Source organism: Halomonas sp. EF61, from assembly GCF_040147045.1.
In the GTDB taxonomy this organism is placed as follows: Bacteria; Pseudomonadota; Gammaproteobacteria; order Pseudomonadales; family Halomonadaceae; genus Halomonas; species Halomonas litopenaei.
Window position 1 is genome coordinate 621968 of the sequence record NZ_JAMSHM010000001.1, and the last position, 19207, is coordinate 641174.

16 protein-coding genes are annotated in these 19207 nt (G+C 63.1%); 9 read left to right on the plus strand and 7 right to left on the minus strand.

Translation table 11 applies throughout. The features are described 5' to 3' along the window. Positions 1 to 8: 8 nt before the first annotated feature. Both katE and NFI08_RS02625 read right to left on the minus strand, forming a co-directional pair. Positions 9 to 2159 carry a catalase HPII gene (gene katE / locus NFI08_RS02620; RefSeq protein WP_349586965.1) on the minus strand — a complete coding sequence of 717 codons (2151 nt, stop codon included), beginning with the start codon at positions 2157 to 2159 and terminating at the stop codon, positions 9 to 11. A 388-nt stretch (positions 2160 to 2547) separates the two neighbouring features. Then, a complete protein-coding gene (locus NFI08_RS02625; protein ID WP_240184254.1) occupies positions 2548 to 3495 on the minus strand; it encodes an Rpn family recombination-promoting nuclease/putative transposase in 948 nt (315 codons plus the stop codon). A 429-nt stretch (positions 3496 to 3924) separates the two neighbouring features. On the opposite strand from NFI08_RS02625, the gene NFI08_RS02630 reads away from it, so the two are divergent. The 6 genes from NFI08_RS02630 to NFI08_RS02655 all read left to right on the plus strand — a co-directional run bounded on the left by NFI08_RS02630 (position 3925) and on the right by NFI08_RS02655 (position 8923). Beyond that, positions 3925 to 4296 (plus strand): hypothetical protein, encoded by a 372-nt coding sequence (locus NFI08_RS02630; protein WP_108449244.1) that lies wholly within the window; start codon positions 3925 to 3927, stop codon positions 4294 to 4296. Between the two features lie 3 nt (positions 4297 to 4299). After that, positions 4300 to 4521: a hypothetical protein gene (locus tag NFI08_RS02635; protein ID WP_349586969.1), complete on the plus strand. Its 222-nt coding sequence runs from the start codon at positions 4300 to 4302 to the stop codon at positions 4519 to 4521. A 488-nt stretch (positions 4522 to 5009) separates the two neighbouring features. Further along, positions 5010 to 5825, plus strand: coding sequence for a FadR/GntR family transcriptional regulator (locus NFI08_RS02640; RefSeq protein ID WP_349586971.1), 816 nt, complete (start codon positions 5010 to 5012; stop codon positions 5823 to 5825). 69 nt (positions 5826 to 5894) lie between these two features. Next, a complete protein-coding gene (gene dgoD, locus NFI08_RS02645) occupies positions 5895 to 7043 on the plus strand; it encodes a galactonate dehydratase (RefSeq protein WP_045993632.1) in 1149 nt (382 codons plus the stop codon). An 88-nt stretch (positions 7044 to 7131) separates the two neighbouring features. Beyond that, positions 7132 to 8094, plus strand: coding sequence for an SMP-30/gluconolactonase/LRE family protein (locus tag NFI08_RS02650; protein WP_108449240.1), 963 nt, complete (start codon positions 7132 to 7134; stop codon positions 8092 to 8094). 85 nt (positions 8095 to 8179) lie between these two features. Further along, positions 8180 to 8923 (plus strand): SDR family oxidoreductase, encoded by a 744-nt coding sequence (locus NFI08_RS02655; protein ID WP_108449239.1) that lies wholly within the window; start codon positions 8180 to 8182, stop codon positions 8921 to 8923. A gap of 17 nt (positions 8924 to 8940) precedes the next feature. On the opposite strand, the gene NFI08_RS02660 is transcribed toward NFI08_RS02655, so the two are convergent. Beyond that, entirely contained in the window at positions 8941 to 11193 is a 2253-nt protein-coding gene (locus NFI08_RS02660) for a putative bifunctional diguanylate cyclase/phosphodiesterase (protein ID WP_162816478.1), read from the minus strand. 301 nt (positions 11194 to 11494) lie between these two features. Here NFI08_RS02660 and NFI08_RS02665 point away from each other — a divergent pair, with 301 nt between their 5' ends. Beyond that, on the plus strand, positions 11495 to 12244 hold the full coding sequence (locus tag NFI08_RS02665; RefSeq protein ID WP_108133555.1) for a FadR/GntR family transcriptional regulator: 750 nt from the start codon (positions 11495 to 11497) through the stop codon (positions 12242 to 12244). Positions 12245 to 12292: 48 nt separating this feature from the next. On the opposite strand, the gene NFI08_RS02670 is transcribed toward NFI08_RS02665, so the two are convergent. From NFI08_RS02670 to NFI08_RS02680, 3 genes are read right to left on the minus strand one after another with little or no spacing between them, the layout of a single operon-like run. Continuing rightward, entirely contained in the window at positions 12293 to 13543 is a 1251-nt protein-coding gene (locus NFI08_RS02670) for an allantoate amidohydrolase (RefSeq protein ID WP_349586978.1), read from the minus strand. 51 nt (positions 13544 to 13594) lie between these two features. Continuing rightward, positions 13595 to 14296 (minus strand): DUF1028 domain-containing protein, encoded by a 702-nt coding sequence (locus tag NFI08_RS02675; protein ID WP_108449237.1) that lies wholly within the window; start codon positions 14294 to 14296, stop codon positions 13595 to 13597. Positions 14297 to 14304: 8 nt separating this feature from the next. After that, positions 14305 to 15693 carry a YfcC family protein gene (locus NFI08_RS02680; protein WP_045993637.1) on the minus strand — a complete coding sequence of 463 codons (1389 nt, stop codon included), beginning with the start codon at positions 15691 to 15693 and terminating at the stop codon, positions 14305 to 14307. Positions 15694 to 15959: 266 nt separating this feature from the next. Between NFI08_RS02680 and NFI08_RS02685 the strand changes: the two genes are divergently transcribed. Together NFI08_RS02685 and NFI08_RS02690 are read left to right on the plus strand one after the other, a co-directional pair. Further along, entirely contained in the window at positions 15960 to 16874 is a 915-nt protein-coding gene (locus NFI08_RS02685) for a mechanosensitive ion channel family protein (RefSeq protein WP_108449236.1), read from the plus strand. A 160-nt stretch (positions 16875 to 17034) separates the two neighbouring features. Then, a complete protein-coding gene (locus NFI08_RS02690) occupies positions 17035 to 17550 on the plus strand; it encodes a DUF805 domain-containing protein (RefSeq protein WP_108449235.1) in 516 nt (171 codons plus the stop codon). A 30-nt stretch (positions 17551 to 17580) separates the two neighbouring features. Here the strand turns inward: NFI08_RS02690 and NFI08_RS02695 are convergent, their stop codons facing one another. After that, positions 17581 to 19083 (minus strand): sigma-54 interaction domain-containing protein, encoded by a 1503-nt coding sequence (locus NFI08_RS02695; RefSeq protein WP_349586985.1) that lies wholly within the window; start codon positions 19081 to 19083, stop codon positions 17581 to 17583. Positions 19084 to 19207 lie beyond the last annotated feature (124 nt).

The window sequence follows — 19207 nt, forward strand, 5'->3', positions numbered from 1 at the left end:
GCCGGACCTCAGGCCGGCATGTCGTTGGCCTTGGCGTCGCGCGACCAGACCCGGTGACCACGAATCGCCTCCTGGAAATCGGCGTAGAGATCGTCCACGGTCTGCGCCGAGAACACACCGTCTTCCGGCACCTCGATGCCAGCCGCCTGCAGCACATTGGCACCGTCGCCGAGTGCAGCGATCGGCTTGAGGTGCTTGTAGGCCTCCTGCACGTAGTAAAGCCCCAGGCCGGAACCCGCCAGCGCCTTGACACTGTCATCGCCAGGGGCCACCGCCACGGCGTCCAGAGTCACCGACGGCAGACCGTTAAGCATGGCATCCGGGGTCAGGGTGCCGCCTTGAACGGTCGCCACCGGCGCCATCGACGGCGCGATGATGAGCCCCTGGGCCCCCTCGGCTTCAAGGCGCTTCTGCAGTGCTTCCACCTGATCACCGTCGACCCCGTCGGCGGCCAGGATCGCCACCTTGCGATAGCGAATATCCGGCTGACCGCGATGCATCAAACTAAGCGCCGAGGAGGCGTCCAGCGACGTGGTGCCCAACTCTTCCGAGGGTGCCGGTGGATGCTCCGGCGGCTTGACACCATGCACCTCGCCTACTCGGCGCGCGAGCTCCATGTCGATATTGGGCAGGATCTCCTTGATCACCCGCTCACGGATCCACGGACGCTCGACCTTGGACAACTCGAAGGCGTAAGCGGCGATGATGTGCTCTTTCTCGACGTCACTCTGGCTATGCCAGAACAACCTGGCCTGGGAGTAGTGGTCGCCGAAGGACTCACTGCGCGCCCTGACCTTGTGAGCATCGATGCGCTCCTGATAGCTCTCGAAACCGCCGTTTTCTTCCGCCGGCGGGGTCTCTCGGGGCCAGCCATCCTCGATCGAGTTGGGCTCGTAGGAAACCTGGCCCTTGTTGATGGTCTGACGGTGCGGGGCGTCGCGCTGGTGATTGTGGAACGGGCACACCGGCTGGTTGATCGGGATCTCATGGAAGTTCGGGCCACCCAGGCGCAGCATCTGGGTATCCAGATACGAGAACAGGCGCCCCTGAAGCAGCGGATCGTTGCTGAAGTCGATGCCGGGTACCACATTGCCGGGGTTGAAGGCGACCTGCTCGGTCTCGGCAAAATAGTTGTCCGGGTTGCGATCCAGCACCATCTTGCCGATGGGAGTCACCGGCACCTGCTCCTCGGGAATCAGCTTGGTCGGATCGAGGATATCGAAGTCGAAGGCATGCTCGTCTTCTTCCTCGACCACCTGAATGCCGAGCTCCCATTCCAGGGCATCGCCATTCTCGATGTCGCCCCACATCTCGCGGCGGTTGAAGTCTGGATCACGCCCCCACAGCTTCTGGGCCTCGTCCCAGATCAGCGAGTAGGTGCCCGCCAGCGGCTTCCAGTGGAACTTGACGAAGCGGGCCTTGCCTTGTCGATCGATCAGCCGGAAGGTGTGGACGCCAAAGCCTTCCATATAGCGGTAGTGCCGCGGGAAGGCCCGGTCGGACATGGTCCACAGCACCATATGGGCGCTCTCGGGCATCAGCGAGACGAAATCCCAGAAGGTGTCGTGGGCCGACTGCCCCTGGGGAATCTCGTTGTGGGGCTCGGGCTTCACCGCGTGCACGAGGTCGGGAAACTTCATCGCGTCCTGAATGAAGAACACCGGCATGTTGTTGCCCACCAGGTCCCAGTTACCCTCATCGGTGTAGAACTTGGTGGCAAAGCCGCGCACGTCGCGCACGGTGTCATTGGAGCCGCGGCCGCCCTGCACGGTGGAAAAGCGCACGAATACCGGCGTCTTCTTGCCGGTATCCTGAAACAGTCCCGCCTTTGAGTACCTTGCCGCCGCCTCATAGGGCTGAAAGTAGCCGTGAGCCGCCGCACCGCGGGCATGGACGATACGCTCGGGAATGCGCTCGTGATCGAAGTGATTCATCTTCTCGCGGAAGATGAAGTCTTCCATCAGCGTCGGGCCGCGCTCGCCGGCCTTCAGCGAATTGTGGTTGTCCGCGATCCGGGTGCCCTGGTTGGTACGCAGGTCATGCCCGGTCGCATCACTGCGGTAGGTCTCGAGATTGTCGGACTTGCTGTTGGCGTCGGTACAACGCTCAGTGTCATGAGCCTCGTCTCGATTCGGTTGGGTGTACGGATTCTTCGCCATGACAAACACTCCGTTGTTTGCTCGGGAAATGAGCCTTCCACGCCACCAGGCGTGGGCCGTCATCGGTCCGGTCGGCGCCAACTACCAGTCACACCGCCAAACAAGCCATTCCCTTATAGGCAAGAGATCTACAACTCTCAAACCTCCATCGAAGCACCCTCTTATGCAAAGAAACGAAACACCTCTTCTATATCAGCAAGTTAAACCTTATACATAGAGTTAACAAAAGTTAGACTCTTACATACGCACACCTGCATTACATTGCCTTACGTGATGCGCAACCCTAAATCGAGAAGGCGTCTCGCGCTCGGCCGCACCGCCACCCGGGCCATCGAGCGATGCGGCAGCTTGGCACACACATCCATCTTGCGAGTCGGGCCGACTCAGCTCACTCCTTTCTTCTCAGCTCCGCCACCTGCTCAAGGTCGAGTCCGCAGATCTCTGCGATTTCGCGGTCATCCATGGCGGTGCGCGCAAGCAGGTTACGCGCGGTTTCCAGACGCCCTTCCAGGCGCCCTTCGTCGAGTCCCTTCTGCTTCCACTGTTCAGGCCATCGTTTGGCACGTTCCGACAGCATGGTGTGTACCTCCTCAAGGTCATTGAGCGCCTGCCACTGCTCGTGGTCGTCCTTCCCGCCCGGCACCCAGTTGGGCAGCAGGACGCGCTTGATCCATGTCGCGAAGTGGCGCCGCAGCCGAGCCTGCCCGGGTGATTTCAACCACTCCACCAACTGGCCGATGGTGTCGATCACGTCCTGTTGGCTGTGGTGATACTCCAGCCGAAAGATAGCGGCAACCAGGTTGCGGGTGTCCGTAGGCCAGCGCTCGTCGGCGACGATTGCACCTTCATCCAGCAGCAGATAGGACTGCGAGGGTTGGTAGCGAGCCAGCTCCGTCGCTGCGGGATGAACCAGTTCGGACAGTTCCTGCGCTGCGCTCCAGCGCCTTTCTCCATTGTAGAGGACGATAGGCAGTACCGGCGGCAAGCTGCGCTCGCTGGCCAACTTTCTCTGCTTCACCAGGTCCTGATACAGCAGCCCCACGTAGGTCATGATGCGCAGCGCCATGAAGGGATCGACGCTGCTCTGAAACTCGATCAGCAGATAAAGGTACAGCCAATCATCACCAGAATGCACCCGCCAGATCACGTCACCTTCGCGGTCGCGAAGATCATCCGTCACGAAACCGCCGCTGACCTTCTCCAGGCTGTCCAGGTCCAGCCGCTCGACCCACTCCCCTTCGACGAACCCCGTCAAGAGGTCACGTATCACCTTGGGCTCACTGAACAGCAGCTTGTAGCTCTGATCGTGTCTATCACGCATGGCAGGCTGGTCCATTTATGCATCCTGAACCAGACAATGACGTGGGCCCCTCGAGAGCTCCAGCGCACGAGAAGATCTCGGCAAAGACCAGCCAAAAAAGTGATACGTACGGAGCAATCTAAGTGGAGTTGTCAAAATACATGCTGAAAGGAAACGGCTTTAAGGCTCCTTTCCCTGGCATTTCAGAAAGTCTTGTGGCAAATGGCGTTAACACCCTTCAGGCATCGGTCACCCCATCTAACGATCCTCGTCAAACTCAGGTCAAATCGCTCAACGCAGGGATATCGTTCTGGATAGACTGCAACCAAAGGCACTCCCTCTCTGAATGCCACCAGGGTATCGATACACCATTTCCTGCCGGCACCGCGCCCGCGTATCCGCGTAGAAATCCTGGCAGTCATGGTCCAGCCAACATTTAATGAGAAGAAAAGGGACTACAAGACCATGGATACACCACTGGAAAGGGCTAAACGCACACTTCGACTTGCCTTTATCGAACACAAGGTACAAGGGGGCCTCGCCGGCAGGGACCGGTCGATCAACTATTTCCTGGATGTCATGGGGGATGTGCTCACGCCCTGGGCCATCGATAACCTGCCCCCTCGTTTACTGAGTGACCTGTTCATCAACCTGCTTCAAAGCTACCAAGCAGGTCTGCCGAGAAAGGACATGGGGCAGGCTCTGCTCGAGGATATGACCCCGACGGGAGTAGCCTTCACGCTCTACCATGACCAAGGCTCCAGGTACCCTTACAACGAGCCTGAGCCGCTCGAGGGTGAGGCAACGGATAAAGTCGTTTCACTATTCTCGAGGTGACATATGCAGGAGATGGTTGAGCAGATCCACAGCTACATGTGGTCGTTCTGTCAGAAGGCTCGGATCGATGTTGACCCTGTCATGCTCAAGCGGAGCATCGGTCAGCAAGTGTCTGGCGCCCTGCTTGTCGTCTCGCCGGAAGCCCTCAAGCGCATCGGCCATACTCGCCTGGCCGTCATGATCGATGTGGCCAACCGCCACGACCTCTCCCTGGCTGAAGGCTGAACTGTTGAACGAGGCACTGGTGGCTGGTGCTGACGATGCTGCATCCGTTTGCCGATCACTTCAAACCAGGAAGGAGCACATTCAGAAAATCAAAGCGCGCTCGAGGCTGACACTCGTCAGGCCCACAGGACCTCCTCTCGCCTAGGCAACAACCGCCAGACGATGCTCCCCACCATTGCATCGACGAGGAAGCCGACCTGGCGGGCACTGACTGGCCCGATGTTTCTCAGCTTCAATCCATTCTCCAGCACTTTTGTCACACCACGTCGCCCACCAGATCTACTGCAGAACTTCGCCCAAGACGACGGCGATGTTGCATGGCTCGACATGTTCACGAATCAGCGAGCTACGACGCCAACGAGCGCGAGACGGGACGCTGCACCTCGTTATCGATTCTTCCACCAAGGTCTACCCCATTCGAGGCATTCCTGCCTTGCCTAAAATGTCAGACATTAACTATAGTAACATCGAACATTATGGAGGCATGGATGGACGCTCTCGCTTCACTCCCGAGGCCCGCCGAGGGTCGCGGAGCCGCGGCGCTGGCCGAGGTACTGGCACGGGCGATTCTGTCGGGGCACTGGCAGCCGGGGGATCTGTTTCCTCGGGAGCTGGATCTGTGCCAGCACTTCGAGGCCAGCCGCAATCGGGTGCGTAACGCCCTGGGCGAACTCAGCGCGGCGGGTCTGATCGAGCGCACCGCAGGTCGCGGCACCGTGGTGCGCGATATCGTCGACTGGCATCTGCTGGATCCGCAGATGAGCGGCTGGATGGCCAGCCTGGACGCGCCCCACCCACAACTGGTCGAGGCGGTGTTCGCCTTTCGCCTGGCAGCGGAACCCTATATCGGTGAGCTGGCGGCGCTTAACGCCTCCGGCGAAGACCTGGCACGCATCGAACGCGCCTTCGTCGGCATGCGGGAAACCGCCGATGCGCCCTCGCAACGACTGGCCCACGCCGAACACGATGTGGCCTTTCACGACGCCATCTATCGCGCCAGCCACAACCTGGTCTGGCGCCAGATGGGGCTGCTGTTGAAGCCCTCCATCGTGGCACTGATCCAGCGCTCGCAGCGCCATGCCGGGAGTTCCTCTGACGACTACACGGACGGCGCAGCAGGTGGCCATGCGCGTGGACTCGGCGACAGCCTGGAGCGCCACCGCCAGCTACTCGAGGCGATTCGCCTGAGGCAGCCAGAGCAGGCCCGCCGCGCCACCGAGCTGCTGCTCGAGCGCACCGCCCGAGACCTGGACAAGACACTCCCGGCCAGTGGCATCACGACACCTGCGTCGCGACACCATTAAGCCCGTCCGCTCGCTTCACCCAACCCCATCGACATCGGGCCAAGCAGGCCCCCACAAGAGGCATCGACCATGAAGATCACCCGACTCAAGACCTGGCAGGTTCCGCCGCGCTGGTGCTTTCTGAAGATCGAGACCGACGAGGGCGTCTACGGTTGGGGCGAGCCGGTCATCGAGGGCCGGGCCGCCACCGTGGAAGCCGCAGTGCACGAGCTGTCGGACTACCTGATCGGCCAGGATCCGCGCAATATCGAGCACCTGTGGAACGTCATGTACCGGGCCGGCTTCTATCGCGGCGGCCCGATTCTGATGTCCGCCATCGCCGGCATCGACCAGGCGCTGTGGGATCTCAAGGGCCGCGAACTCGGCGTGCCGGTGCATCAACTGCTGGGCGGCAAGGTGCGTGATCGCATGCGTATGTACGCCTGGACCGGCGGCGATCGTCCCGCCGACGTGGGTGCCGGCGCCAAGGCACTGACCGATCAGGGATTTACCGCCTTCAAGATGAACGGCACGCCGGAAATGCAAATCGTCGACAGCCATCGCAAGATCGACGAGGCGGTCGCCCGCGTCGCCGAGGCTCGCGACGCCGTCGGTCCCGACGTGGGCATCGCGGTGGACTTCCACGGCCGTGTCCATCGGCCCATGGCCAAGACGCTGATGCGCGAGCTCGAGCCCTATCACCTGATGTTCATCGAGGAGCCGGTGGCACCCGAGCACCTGCCGGTGCTCAAGACCATCGCCCAGGATCTGGCTACCCCGATCGCCACCGGCGAACGCCTGCACACCCGTTTCGCCTTCCGTGACCTGCTCGCCGACAACATGGTCGATATCGTCCAGCCGGACCTGTCTCACTGCGGCGGCATCAGTGAAGGCTTGAAGATCGCCACCCTGGCCTCGGCCTACGACGTGGCCCTGGCGCCCCACTGCCCGTTGGGCCCGCTGACCCTGGCGGCGTCGCTGCAGCTGGATGCGGTATGTCACAATGCCTTTATCCAGGAACAGAGCATGGGCATCCACTACAACAAGGACAACGACGTGCTCGACTATCTGGTCGACAAGAACGCGCTGGCGATCGAGGACGGCTTCTGTGCCATTCCCGAAGGGCCAGGCCTGGGCGTCGAGATCAACGAGGCGTTCGTCGAGGAACGCGCCAAGGTCGGACACCGCTGGCGCAACCCGGTATGGCAGCACGATGACGGCTCCGTCGCCGAGTGGTGAGCGACGGCTGATCGCGTTGCCGAACAATGACAACAGTACTGGTGGATGCGCGCCCCAAGGAGCCATCCGCCAAGTTCGAGGAGACGTCATGTCCCGTTCCGCATCCCCCTGCCTTGGCGAGGCTCACGCCATCGTCGAGGCCCCCTGCGAACTCGGCGAGGGCCCCAGCTGGGACGCCCGGCGTGGCGAGTTTCGCTGGCTCGATATCCTCGGGCGCCGCTTACATCGCTACCGCCTCGAAGACGGCGATCATCAGTCCCAGGCGCTGGATGAGCTGGTGTCCTTCGCCGCCCCCTTGACCAGCGGTGATGATCTGCTGGTCACCGAACACGGCCTCAAGGAACGCGACCACGCCCACGGCGGCGTGTCACCCTGGCGCGAGGTGGAGGCTGACAACCCGGTGACGCGCAGCAACGATGCGCGCATCGATCGCCACGGCGGGCTGTGGTTCTCGACCATGGGCAAGGCCGCCGAAGCCGCAGCCGGAAGCCTCTATCGCCTGTACCGCGGCGAGATCTTCTGCCTGAAGCAAGACATTACCATCCCCAATGCCCTGTGCTTCTCGCCGGATGGTCGCCTTGGCTACTTCACCGACACCGCCACCGGGGTAGTCATGCGCTGGGCGCTCGACGCCGAGGGCTTCCCGTTGCGCCAGGATGGCGGCGCCTTCCTTCAGGACGGGGTAGCAGCAAGGCCCGAGCAATTGGCCGAGCCCGAACCCTGGGCGGACTTCAACGACGACCCGGGAAACCCGGACGGCGCAGTGATCGATGCCGATGGCTACATGTGGCTGGCGCTATGGGGTTCAGGGCGGGTTGCCCGGCTGACGCCGGATGGCGAGGAGGTCGGTCATGTCAGGGTCAACGCCGACCAGCCCTCCTGCCCGGCCTTCGGCGGGCGTGAGCTGACCACCCTGCTGATCACCACCGCCACCGAAGGACAGCGAGAACACAAGGAAGGCCGCCAGGACGGCGCCACCTTCCTGTTCGACCTGAGCGAAGCGCTTCCCGGCGTACGTGGGCTCGATGATCCACCGATCGCACTGCGCTGAATCGCTGCTCACATGCCTCCGCTTTAGGCTTGTCCATCGGCGGCGGCGCCCCCAGGTTTACGACGCACCCCCAGAGGCCTGAAGCATGAGCGAATCCGACTCTCCCAAGGCCGCCATCATCACCGGTGGCTCACGCGGTATCGGGGCCGACATCAGTCGGCGTCTGGCCAACGATGGCTATGCAGTGATCATCAACTACGCCCATCACCGCGAAGTCGCCGACGGCCTGGTCGAGGAGATCCTGGCCCAGGGCGGCGCGGCGCTGGCCGTTCAGGCAGACATCTCACGCACCGACGAAGTGGCGCAGCTTTTCGACACTGCCATGCAGCACTTCGGTCGCGTCGATGCGCTGGTGAACAACGCCGGCGTGCTCAAGGCGGTGCCCATCGCCGAGGCGGCGGACGACGACTACGACACGCACTTCGAGACCAACACGCGCGGCACCTTCAACACCCTGAGGGAAGCCGCCTCGCGACTGGAAGATGGCGGCCGAATCGTCAACCTGTCGAGCAGCGCGCTGGCGCTGAATCTGCCTGGTTACGGGCTCTACAACGCCACCAAGGCTGCGGTGGAGTCGCTGACCCGGGTGTTTGCCGGCGAGTTGCGCGGCAGGCGGATCACCGTCAACGCGGTAGCGCCGGGACCGGTGGATACCGAACTGTTCCGCTCGGGCAAGACCGAGGAACAGATCGAAAGGTTCACCCATATGCCACCACTGGAGCGACTGGGCCAACCGCGAGACATCGCCGCGGTGATCGCCTTCCTGCTAAGCCCCGAGGCCGAGTGGATCAATGGCCAGGTCATCCGCGCCAACGGCGGCTTCGCCTGAAACAGCGTCGTCAAGGCTCAGCGCAGTTCTTCGTTGGCGGCGTCGCGGATGCCGTCCCCGACGCGACTGCGCAGCCACTCGGTGGCGGCCTCGTCGGTCATTGGTCGTGAAATCAGGAAGCCCTGCAGCATATGGCAGCCTTGCTCCGCCAGGTGGTCAGCCACCGTCTGGTCTTCCACCCCCTCGGCGACCACGCTGAGCCCCAGGTGGTGAGCAAGCTCGATCGTGGAGGACACGATGACGTCGTCCTCGGACCCCTTCACCAGCTGCATGACGAAAGACTTGTCGATCTTCAGCTCCTGGACCGGCATACGCTTGAGCTGGGCCAGCGACGAATAGCCTGTTCCATAGTCATCGATGGCCAGCTCCACCCCCATGGCGCGCAATGACTGCAGCTTGCGCGCCCCCATCTCCGGCGACTCCATCAGCGCGCTCTCGGTGAGCTCGATGCACAGACGCTCACCGCGCAGGCCATGGCGGTCCAGCGCCCGCTCGACCCGCTTGATCAACCCTGGCTGCTGCAGGTCCATGGCCGAGATATTCACCCCGAGGCGCATATTGAGCCCTGCCTCGCTCCACCTGGCCAGCTGCTGGCAGCCGGTGTCGATGACCCACTGGGTCAGCTGGTGGATCAGCCCCGAGCGTTCGGCCAGGGCAATGAATTCATCCGGAGGGATGCGCCCGAGCCTGGGGTGATCCCAACGCAGTAGTGCCTCCATGCCGAGGGCCCGGCCTGTCAGGGCCGACACCTGGGGTTGATAACGCAGCGAGAATTCACCGTTGCTGGCGGCGTGCTGGAGATCGCGCACCAGAGACAGATGGCGCAGATGGCGTTCGTCCTGGCCGTGCAGGTAACACTGGTAGGACTGGCGTAGCTGACGTGCTCGATCCAGTGCGATTTCGGCCCGCCGCAGCAGCAGGTTGGCCTCGCCGCCATGCTCCGGATAGCGCGCCTCGCCCATGGCGCAATCGAGTGTCACCGGCGACCCATCCAGACGGATCGCCCGGGTCAGTCGACGATGCGTATCCTCAAGCCACAGCGGGTCGAGATGAGACACCGACAGCAGCAGCAGGAATTCGTCGCCACTGAGACGGTAAGCCCCTGCCTTGGGTGCCGGCAGATCCGCCAGGCGTCCGGCCAGCGTACTCAGTACCTGATCACCGAAGTCATGGCCGAAGGTGTCGTTGATCCGGCGCATATGGTTGATGGTCAGGCGCAGCAGGGTAAAGGGACGCCCGGTGGCGATGGCAGCCTCGATATCCTCGTTGGCGCATTGGCGATTGCCTAGCCCGGTCAACTGGTCCTGGCGTGAGCGCTTGCGAATGTCGGCTTCCCGGCGCACCAGGTCGTTCTGCATCTTCAGCATGGTCGAGGACAGCAGCCCAAATTCTCCCTGGCGGGGAAGCCGATCGAGATCCAGAGGTTCCCCTCGCCCCACACTCTTGGCCGCCCCTACCAGCCGCAACAGCGGCAGACTCACGCCTCGAGCGATCAGGATGGCGGCCACCAGCATCAGCGCCAGGCTGATCGCCAGGATGATCGCCAGCTGGCGCTTTATCGCCTGATAGTCGGCCAGCAGAGTCTCGTAGGAACGTTCTACCACGAGCTGGATACGCCCCTCTGCATCCTCGAACAGCGTCGAGGCTTGGCGCAGACCCTCGCTCCCCACAAGGCCTACGTCCTCACCTTCACCCACCTGTACCTCGAAATGGGTGTCGCTGCGAATCAGCGCCGACAGCGCCGTTGCCATGTCCTCGTCGAGGCGAAACCCCATGACCAGCCAGCCCGCGGACGTCGTCCCCCGCACCGGATGCAGCACAAGCTGAAAGGCCTCGCCATCATGAATGAACAGGGTGATGGTCCCATCGGTGCGTCTCGCCTGATCCCGGAGGTCAGGGAAAGCATCCGTAGCCCCGGTATCATGATGACTCGACACCATCACACGGCCCTCATCATCGAGCAGGCTCACCATATTGGCACCCATGCGCTCCGCGTACTCGCCAAGCACGTCCACTCGCACCGCGCTGTCGAGCGGGTCGATGGCCTCGCGGAAACGCGGATCTTCCACCAGCAGATCCACACTGTCCAGCAATTGCTGGCCCCAGCCATCGAGCAGGGCTTGCGCCACGCCGGAGGCCACGCCCAGTTCCTTCTCGCCCTGCTCCATGGCGGTCGTCTTGAGCGCACTGAGTACCGCCCATGACACGACCAGCTGGATCCCGATGGTCAGGACCAGCATCACCAGCAGTAGCCGAGCACGAAAGGACATCGAAAGGCCTCCACAGATTGTCGATGGCGCCACCACCACACAAACGCTGTACATAGAGTGGCAGATAAAGTCACCCGTAACCCCCTCACGGGCACTGCGGCCTGGCCGGCTTAGGCCACTTCAGGGACAGACTTCACCCTTCGGCTTCTAGAATAGCCATACTGTTACTAAATGTAACTAATATTCACAAAATCTTTGCCGTCTTGCCCCGCGCAGTCGCGGCAAGTCTGGCCGACGAGGTGGCGGCCAGTCCGTCATGAGCTCTGATATGCTGGGGTTTCATCACCGACGAGAGACCCACATGACCGGATCGACACCTCGCAGACGACCCTATCAATTGGCAGAGACCATCAAGGGCTGGATCGTTGAGCGCGAGCTGTCACCGGGTGATCGCCTGCCCGGTGAGGCGGAGTTGATGGAGATCCTCGGCGCCTCCAAGGGCACCGTTCGTGAAAGCACCCGGGTGCTGGAAGCCCAGGGGCTGGTCGAGACGCGTACCGGCCCCGGCGGCGGCGTATTTATCCGGGAAATGAGCGAATCCCGCGCCATCTCGCTGCTCAGCCACTATCTCTATTTCAAGGACATCTCGATCCGCGACATCTACCAGATCCGCCTGGCGCTGGAGCCGGAGCTGGTAGCCTCGCTGGCGGGGCAGGTCGAGGCTTCAGAGATCGCCAGGCTGCGCCAGTCACTTGCGAGCTACGCCGAGCCCGCCTGTGACCTGGACGCCGAGCGCCAGCAGCACATCGACTCGCTGGACTTCCATGAACAACTGGCGCAGCTTTCCGGCGGCAACCCCTTGCTGTCCTTCATCATCCGCTTCACCGCCCAAGTGCTGTCAGACCTTACCGTCTATCGGCGGCTGTACGAGCCCGGCGACCATCACATCGGTCCCGCCGGCTGCCAATATCACGCCTGGCTGCTCGACGCCATCGAGGCCGGCGACGGAGAACGCGCCCGCACCCTGATGCGCGAGCATCTGCTGGAAGCCCAGGCGGTGATGCACGACAACGAAGCGCAGGTGCGGCGCGGTTTTCTCAACGAAGGTTAACGACCATCAGAGGCGGAGGTGCGAGTGCCTTGCCCACCTCGGCGACGCCTATTGCGCTTTCGGAGTCAGGTCCTTGAGAAACTGCATCAGTACACGCGTGGCCGCCTCACCGTCGGCGGCGGTGATGGCTTCGTCCGGATGGTGACTCAGGCCATCGGTACAACGCACGAACAACATGCCGATACCGGTCAGGTCGCACATCGCCAGACCGTCATGACCGGCGCCGCTGAACAGCAGATCAGCCGGCTCATCGCACCGTTGGCAGGCATCCCCCAAGGCCTCGATCAGCCAGTCCGCGCAGGCCACTGCTTCGGCCTCATAGGTCGTCTCCACCGTCAGTGACAACTCGCGCGCCTGTGCCAGTTGTCGGCAGGCGGCCAGAATGTCCTCGCGACCACGACGCCGAACCTCGGCGTGGGGAGAGCGCAGCTCGAGGGTGAACACCACCTCGGCAGGAATCACGTTGACCGCGTTGGGGCGTACCTCCAGCTTACCCACCACCCCGACAAAATCCTCGGTGGCGTTAAGGATGCGGTCGACCTCGGCGATCATCTCGGCAGCCCCCACCAGCGCATCGCGACGGCCCGGCATCGGCGTGGTGCCGGCGTGGCCTGCCTTGCCGGCAACCGTCAGCCGGTGACGCTCGATCCCGGTCAAGGAGGTCACCACGCCGAGAGCGTGATCGCGCCGTTCAAGTACCGGCCCCTGTTCGATGTGGACCTCGACGAAGCCCAGCACCGAGTCAGGATCTCGGGCCAATGACGGAATTTGCTCAGGATCACCACCAAAGGCCCGAAGCGCCTCGCCCACGCTGATGCCATCGGCATCCCTGGCCTCCAGACTGGCAGGATCGAAGATACCGGCCAGGGCACGACTGCCGATCAGCGTCGACTGAAAACGGGTCCCCTCCTCATCACCGAAGGCCACCACTTCGACGCCGTAGTCGAGCTCGATCCCATCCTTCTTCAATCGCTCCAGCGCCAGCAGCGGCAGCGCTACGCCGAGCATGCCGTCATACTTGCCACCTTCGACCACGGTGTCCTGGTGTGACCCCATGATCAGCGTGCGCGCGCCGGCGCGCGCCTTGTCGCATCGGCCAACCAGATTCCCGGAGGCATCCAGTTCGGGCTCAAGTCCGGCCCGGCGCATCCAATCGGCGATAAGTTCGAGTACCTGGCGGTGTTCCTGCGAGCAGAACTGCCGGGTCACGCCGGCACCAGGCTCCGAGAAACACGCAGCCTCGTCGAGGCGCTCGAGCAGTTGTGCGCCGAGCGTCATGGTCTCGTGGTCAGCGGTCATGATATCTCCAGATCGGGTGCCTTCAGGCACCGGAATAACCAAGGAATAGCGTCAACGACGCGGCAGGGACGCCAGAAAGTCGGCAAAGGCAGGCGCGCGCACACGCCTGGCCAGGGCGCGCAACTCGCCCGCGATATCGCCCTCACACCAATCGACACGCAGATCGAGGGGGGCCTGGGTGAACGACTCGATACGCAGGGCGGCGGAGCGCGTGCCTCTGACGTCGCCCCCCTCTGCCAGGGCGACCTCCAGGGCGTCGATCAGTCCCTCGAGCAGCGTCGCCTCATAGTCGTCGCGGTACTCGGGCGTTGCGCCCTGGCGCACGGCGTCGGCGTTGGTACAACAGGTATCGACAAAGGCATGAGCCAGGGCCTCGACCACCTTGGCGCTGGCCAGCAGGTTGCCCGCCGCGGCCACGCCGGGATAGCAACAGGAAGCGACAGTGGCGAGGTTGTCAGCACCGCTATGCAGCGCTGAGCGCCCCTGAGCATCCATCACCAGGCACTGGCGCAACGCGGCACCCTTGTCGGCGTCGACCTGCCGGGCAAGCGCACCGCGGGCATCCTCCCCCCGTTCCAGCGCCCGGCGGACACCGTCGGGATACCAGGGGTGGGTAACCCGCCCCTGGGTCGCGCAGGCGCCGACGCCACGCCACACATGGTGAACGTAGCCGCCCACCGCCACACCTCCGGTAGCGGTGAGGGCGGCTACCGTGCCGGTAGCCGGATGAACATGCAGCAGCGACAGTGTCATGGCGCAACCTAGTAGCCGACCATATGGCCGATCACCAGCCCACCCCAGGACAGCAGGTAGACCAGCGCCATGAAGGGCAGGATAGCCTTCAGCCACTTCTCGTAGGACACCCGGCCCAGCGCCAGCATCGCCAGGGTGCCACCGGAGGTCGGCACGATCAGGTTGGTCAGGCCGTCACCCACCTGGAAGGCGGTGATCATCAGCTGGCGGCTCATGCCGACCAGGTCGGCCACCGGCACCAGGATCGGCATGGTCACCAGCGCCTGGCCAGAGCCGGATGGCACAAACAGATTGATCACCCCCTGGACGACGCTGGCCATGATCGCCGACAGCGCCCCCGGGATGTCCTGAATCAGACCGCTCAAGGCGTAGACGATGGTGTCGATGATCTGGGCGTCCTTGAGGATCACCTGGATCGAGGCGGCCAGGCCGATGACCAGGGCGCCCGCCGTCACGCCGGATGCCCCCTCCATCATCTGCTTGACGATCTCGTTGGCCGACAGGCCGTTGACGATGCCGATCACGATGGCGATCAGCAGGAACATGCCGGCAATCTCATTGATGTACCAGCCCTGGGTAAAGACCCCCACCAGCATGGCGGCGAGGCCACCGACGAACACCACCAGCGTGAGCTTGTCGCGCTTGCTCATGTGGTACTCGTCCAGCGACTTGCTCATGGCCTTGGCGTCGTTGGGCTCCTCGAAGTCCATGCGGGTGACGAAGCGACAGATATACCAGGACAACAGGCCCAATGAGGTCAGCACCAGCAAGGCACGCAGCCAGGCGCCGGAAAAGGTCGGTAGCTCGGCGATGCCCTGGGCGACACCCACGGTATAGGGATTGATCGGCGACAGTGCAAAGCCCACGCCGATGCCACCCACCGCCATGGTGGTGCCCACCAGGCTGGAGCAGCCCACCGCGCTGGCGATCAGCACCGCGATGGGCACCAGCGCAATATTGTTCTCGAAACCGACGGCCACACCGAAGAAGCCGTAGATAAAGGTGCCGGCGGTGATGATGACGTTACGCCGTTCGACGCCGACGCGATTGACCGCCACCCCGATGGCGTTCTCGAGGGCGCCGGTGCGTTGAAGGATATGGAACAGCCCGCCGGCGATGAACACGATGAACAGGTACAGAGAGGCCGCGTTCAAGCCCTTGGGAATCGCCACGAAGATGTCGAAAGGCGAGATCGCCGCCACGTCGCTCAGATAATGAAAGGAGTCCGGCACCACGCGGGTGCGTCCATCCTGCATGACCCGCTCGAACTCGCCGGCGGGAATGATGAAGGTCAGCGCATAGGTGGCGAGCAGGATCAGGAAGATCAGCACCATCGGGTCTGGCACCGTGCGATACCACTTCTTGCGCTCTTTCAGCGTCTGGTCGTGGGCACTCATGGAGTTGTCCTTGTTGTGGAAGAACCGTTCTGGATCGTTTGTCGAAGAAGGCCTGGCGATGGAGTGACGCCGCGAGCGTATCGCGGCTACCTCCAGATGAACAAAAGTATTTATCATGATAAATAGAGGGTCAAGTCGGAACCGACGAGGTATCCGGACTGCCAGCGTTGGCAGGTGACGCGCGATTTGCCTGGCGCCCCGCTATGCTCAGCAACATGGGCGCAGGATAGTGCGCCCACCGCCTGAACATGGCCCGGGAGGATGCGATGGAAGAACTGGAACAACTACCCTTCGTGTCGCTGCTGCTGGGAGAGGTTCAGGCCTACCTGTCAGACATTGGCTCTGCTGGCCCACGACTGGCCGCCGGCCTGCTGCTGATCCTGGTGACCTGGCTGGTGGCGAGATTCGGCCGCGCCCTGGTGGCGCGGGTGGCTGACAAGGCCAAGCTCCGACGCAATCTGCGCGATGTCCTGACCATGCTGACGGGGCTCTGTCTTTGGCTCGGGGGACTTCTGATCACCATCACCCTGATCTTCCCCACCGTCACTCCCGGCAAGGCCCTTACCACCCTGGGCCTCGGTTCCATCGCCATCGGCTTCGCCTTCAAGGACGTGTTCGAGAACTTCCTCGCCGGCCTCTTGATCCTGTGGCGAGAACCCTTCCAGATCGGCGACCACATCGCCCTGGAGGCCAACGACGTGGAAGGTCAGGTAGAGCAGATCACGGTGCGCGACAGCCGTATCCGCCGCACCGACGGCCAGATGATCGTGGTGCCCAACGCCCTGCTGTTCCAGCAGCCGGTCATCGTCCGCACCAACCGCGATATCCGGCGCACATCCATCATCGTTGGCGTCGCCTACGACGAGGACGTGGACCAGGCTCGCGAGATCATCCAGGGCGCGGTCGCCGAGGTGGACTCGGTGCGCAGCGACGTACGTGCGGTGCAGGTCTTCGCCAAGGCCTTCGGCGCCAGTTCCATCGACTTCGAGGTGGCCTGGTGGACCGGGTCCCGCCCCGTCGACATCCGCGCTTCCCGCGATCAGGTGGTGGCATCCATCAAGCGCGCGCTCGATGAGGCCAATATCGAGATTCCCTTCCCCTACCGCACTCTGGTGTTCAAGGACCAGGCAGAGGCCGAACGCTTCCATCCTTCGGAAGCAGGTCGCCCACCAGACTTATGAACCAGCACTGTTTACGCGGTTCGTACTAGAAACTACGTGATCGCCTATCTAGACCAAGAGAGAAAATGGGTAGGATTCAAGTCGGAAGGACGCAGCTTATCGAACCAGTCTCCCTCAACTGCACACCGGCATCACGCTGGATCTACAGGACGAGATACCGATGCATCGCCCTACTGCTCCCGGATTTCCCGACCCTGTCGCCCCCGGTCACTCATCGCCCCAGGCCTTCGAGCTCAGGCGAGTGCTGCCGGGCTACTGGTTCGACAGCCTGGCGGGGCGCGAGAGTCGTCTCGACTTCTGTCTCAACGCTACCCTGGCGCTATCGTTCTACTATGCCGCCCTGTGGGCGACCACCATCACCGCCCCCGCCCTCGAGGACGCATTGACGATCAAGGCAGGCCTGCTGGGGATCTGGTGGGTTGTCATCAGCCTTCAGCCCTTGGTGCTGCACGGCACTCGTCGCCTGCACGACCTGGGCCAGGCGGGCTTGTGGAGCCTGATGCTGCTGGTCCCCGGCGCCAACCTGCTGCTGACGGTGGTACTCGCCATGCAGCCCGGGGAGTCCAGCGACACCGAGCACGACGAACGGGGCTCCACCAGCGGTGCAGTATTGGTGCTGAAGCCACTGCTGATCCTGGCCACCTGGGTCGGGTTCTTTTACGTCTTCCGTCAGTAGGTGCCGCAAAGCTCGGCCCTTCATCACCGGTCACCCGATCCGCAACCCATGCTGCTTGAGCTTGCGCACCACGCTTGGCTGGCTGATGCCCAGGTGTTCGGCGATGGCGTAGGTGGTGGGAAGGGTACGGCAACAGTCGGCAAGGATCTCACGCTCGCGCCGGGCCAGGGCGGCCTTCAGGCTCTCGCCCCGGGCAAGCGGCAGCTCGGGTCGAGCTGCACCTGGAGCGGATAGTGTCGCGGGTGACGTAGCGCCATCAGCCAGCGCAGCGGAGGCTCCGGTGACAGACGCCGCCGTCTGCTGCGCTTCACGCTGCTGCCCGCCGAGCTGCCCTACCGAGGCCCCCGTGGACGGCACCAGCAGATCGCCCTGGATGACATCGTCACTGGATAACCAGGCCCTTTCCAGAGTGTTTTCCAACTCACGCACATTGCCCGGCCAATCCCAGCCCATCAGCGCCTGCCACACGTCTCGCGACAGCATCTTGTCGCGTCCATAACGCCGATTGAGGCGCTTTAGCTGGCGCTCGACCAGGCCGGGAATATCCTCGCGACGCTCGCGCAGGGGCGGCAGGGTGACCGGAATCACGTTCAGCCGGTAGTACAGATCCAGGCGAAACAGGCCCTGCTCGACCCGTGCCGACAGGTCCTGATTGGTGGCCACCACCAGGCGAAAGTCGACCCGTCGCGGGGCCCTGTCCCCAAGCCGGGTAATACTGCCATCCTGGATGGTCTTCAGCAGCTTGGTCTGCACCGCCAGGGGCAACTCGCCGATCTCGTCGAGAAACAGGGTGCCGCCCTCGGCCTGCTCGATCAGCCCCTTGCGGCCCCCCGGCGCGGCGCCGGAAAACGCGCCCTTTTCATGGCCGAACATCTCCGATTCAAACAGGCTTTCGGGGATGGCGGCGCAGTTGACGTCGATAAAGGGGCCATCGCGGCGAGAACTCCAACGGTGCAGCTGGCGGGCGAAAGCGGTCTTGCCCACCCCGGACTCGCCCAGCATCAAGACCGTGGCGTCGGTGGGCGCGACCCGCTTGAGCAGCAGCGCCACCTCGCGCATCAGCTGGCTTTTCACCTCCAGGTCATCGAGCTCGGCCTCGAGTGCTTCGCTGTCGCTCTCCAGCGCATGCCCCCGGCGCAGGTGCTCGCTAAAGCGGCGCTGCAACAGCGCGTACTCCTGCTGCAGCAGCTGCAGATCGGTCAAGTCCATGGAGCGGCTGACCACCGCCACCAGCCGCTCACCCTCGAATACCGGATGGGCCTGGGCGATGACCCGGCGTCCGGTGCCGGTGCGCTGGACCAGCTGGGCCGGCCGCCCGCTGCGAATGACCTCCAGGCTGACCGACGGGGTCAGCACGCCATCGGCCTCGAGCCGCTGCACGCTGGTGGCGCAGAGCTCTTCGCAGGACATGCCGTAGACCGCCGCCGCCCCAGGACTGACGTCGCGGATACGACCGTCCGGCGCGACGATGAAGAAGTGGTCGTGGGCGGTATCGATGATGGTCTTGAGAATCTTGGTGTCGTCGTCGCTCATCCAGCGATCCATAAATGCATCATTGATTCAGAAGTGTATCACGATGCGTCGAGATCGTGATTCACTTCTGGATCACTTCTATCACCACAGCAGACCATCCCTTGGAATCTCTGCACCTCTATTA

What these genes read in the sequence shown, in the direction of transcription:
- katE (WP_349586965.1), bottom strand. Translation starts at nt 2,159, where the DNA reads ATGGCGAAGAATCCGTACACCCAACCGAATCGAGACGAGGCTCATGAC.
- NFI08_RS02625 (WP_240184254.1), bottom strand. Translation starts at nt 3,495, where the DNA reads ATGGACCAGCCTGCCATGCGTGATAGACACGATCAGAGCTACAAGCTG.
- NFI08_RS02630 (WP_108449244.1), top strand. Translation starts at nt 3,925, where the DNA reads ATGGATACACCACTGGAAAGGGCTAAACGCACACTTCGACTTGCCTTT.
- NFI08_RS02635 (WP_349586969.1), top strand. Translation starts at nt 4,300, where the DNA reads ATGCAGGAGATGGTTGAGCAGATCCACAGCTACATGTGGTCGTTCTGT.
- NFI08_RS02640 (WP_349586971.1), top strand. Translation starts at nt 5,010, where the DNA reads ATGGACGCTCTCGCTTCACTCCCGAGGCCCGCCGAGGGTCGCGGAGCC.
- dgoD (WP_045993632.1), top strand. Translation starts at nt 5,895, where the DNA reads ATGAAGATCACCCGACTCAAGACCTGGCAGGTTCCGCCGCGCTGGTGC.
- NFI08_RS02650 (WP_108449240.1), top strand. Translation starts at nt 7,132, where the DNA reads ATGTCCCGTTCCGCATCCCCCTGCCTTGGCGAGGCTCACGCCATCGTC.
- NFI08_RS02655 (WP_108449239.1), top strand. Translation starts at nt 8,180, where the DNA reads ATGAGCGAATCCGACTCTCCCAAGGCCGCCATCATCACCGGTGGCTCA.
- NFI08_RS02660 (WP_162816478.1), bottom strand. Translation starts at nt 11,193, where the DNA reads ATGTCCTTTCGTGCTCGGCTACTGCTGGTGATGCTGGTCCTGACCATC.
- NFI08_RS02665 (WP_108133555.1), top strand. Translation starts at nt 11,495, where the DNA reads ATGACCGGATCGACACCTCGCAGACGACCCTATCAATTGGCAGAGACC.
- NFI08_RS02670 (WP_349586978.1), bottom strand. Translation starts at nt 13,543, where the DNA reads ATGACCGCTGACCACGAGACCATGACGCTCGGCGCACAACTGCTCGAG.
- NFI08_RS02675 (WP_108449237.1), bottom strand. Translation starts at nt 14,296, where the DNA reads ATGACACTGTCGCTGCTGCATGTTCATCCGGCTACCGGCACGGTAGCC.
- NFI08_RS02680 (WP_045993637.1), bottom strand. Translation starts at nt 15,693, where the DNA reads ATGAGTGCCCACGACCAGACGCTGAAAGAGCGCAAGAAGTGGTATCGC.
- NFI08_RS02685 (WP_108449236.1), top strand. Translation starts at nt 15,960, where the DNA reads ATGGAAGAACTGGAACAACTACCCTTCGTGTCGCTGCTGCTGGGAGAG.
- NFI08_RS02690 (WP_108449235.1), top strand. Translation starts at nt 17,035, where the DNA reads ATGCATCGCCCTACTGCTCCCGGATTTCCCGACCCTGTCGCCCCCGGT.
- NFI08_RS02695 (WP_349586985.1), bottom strand. Translation starts at nt 19,083, where the DNA reads ATGAGCGACGACGACACCAAGATTCTCAAGACCATCATCGATACCGCC.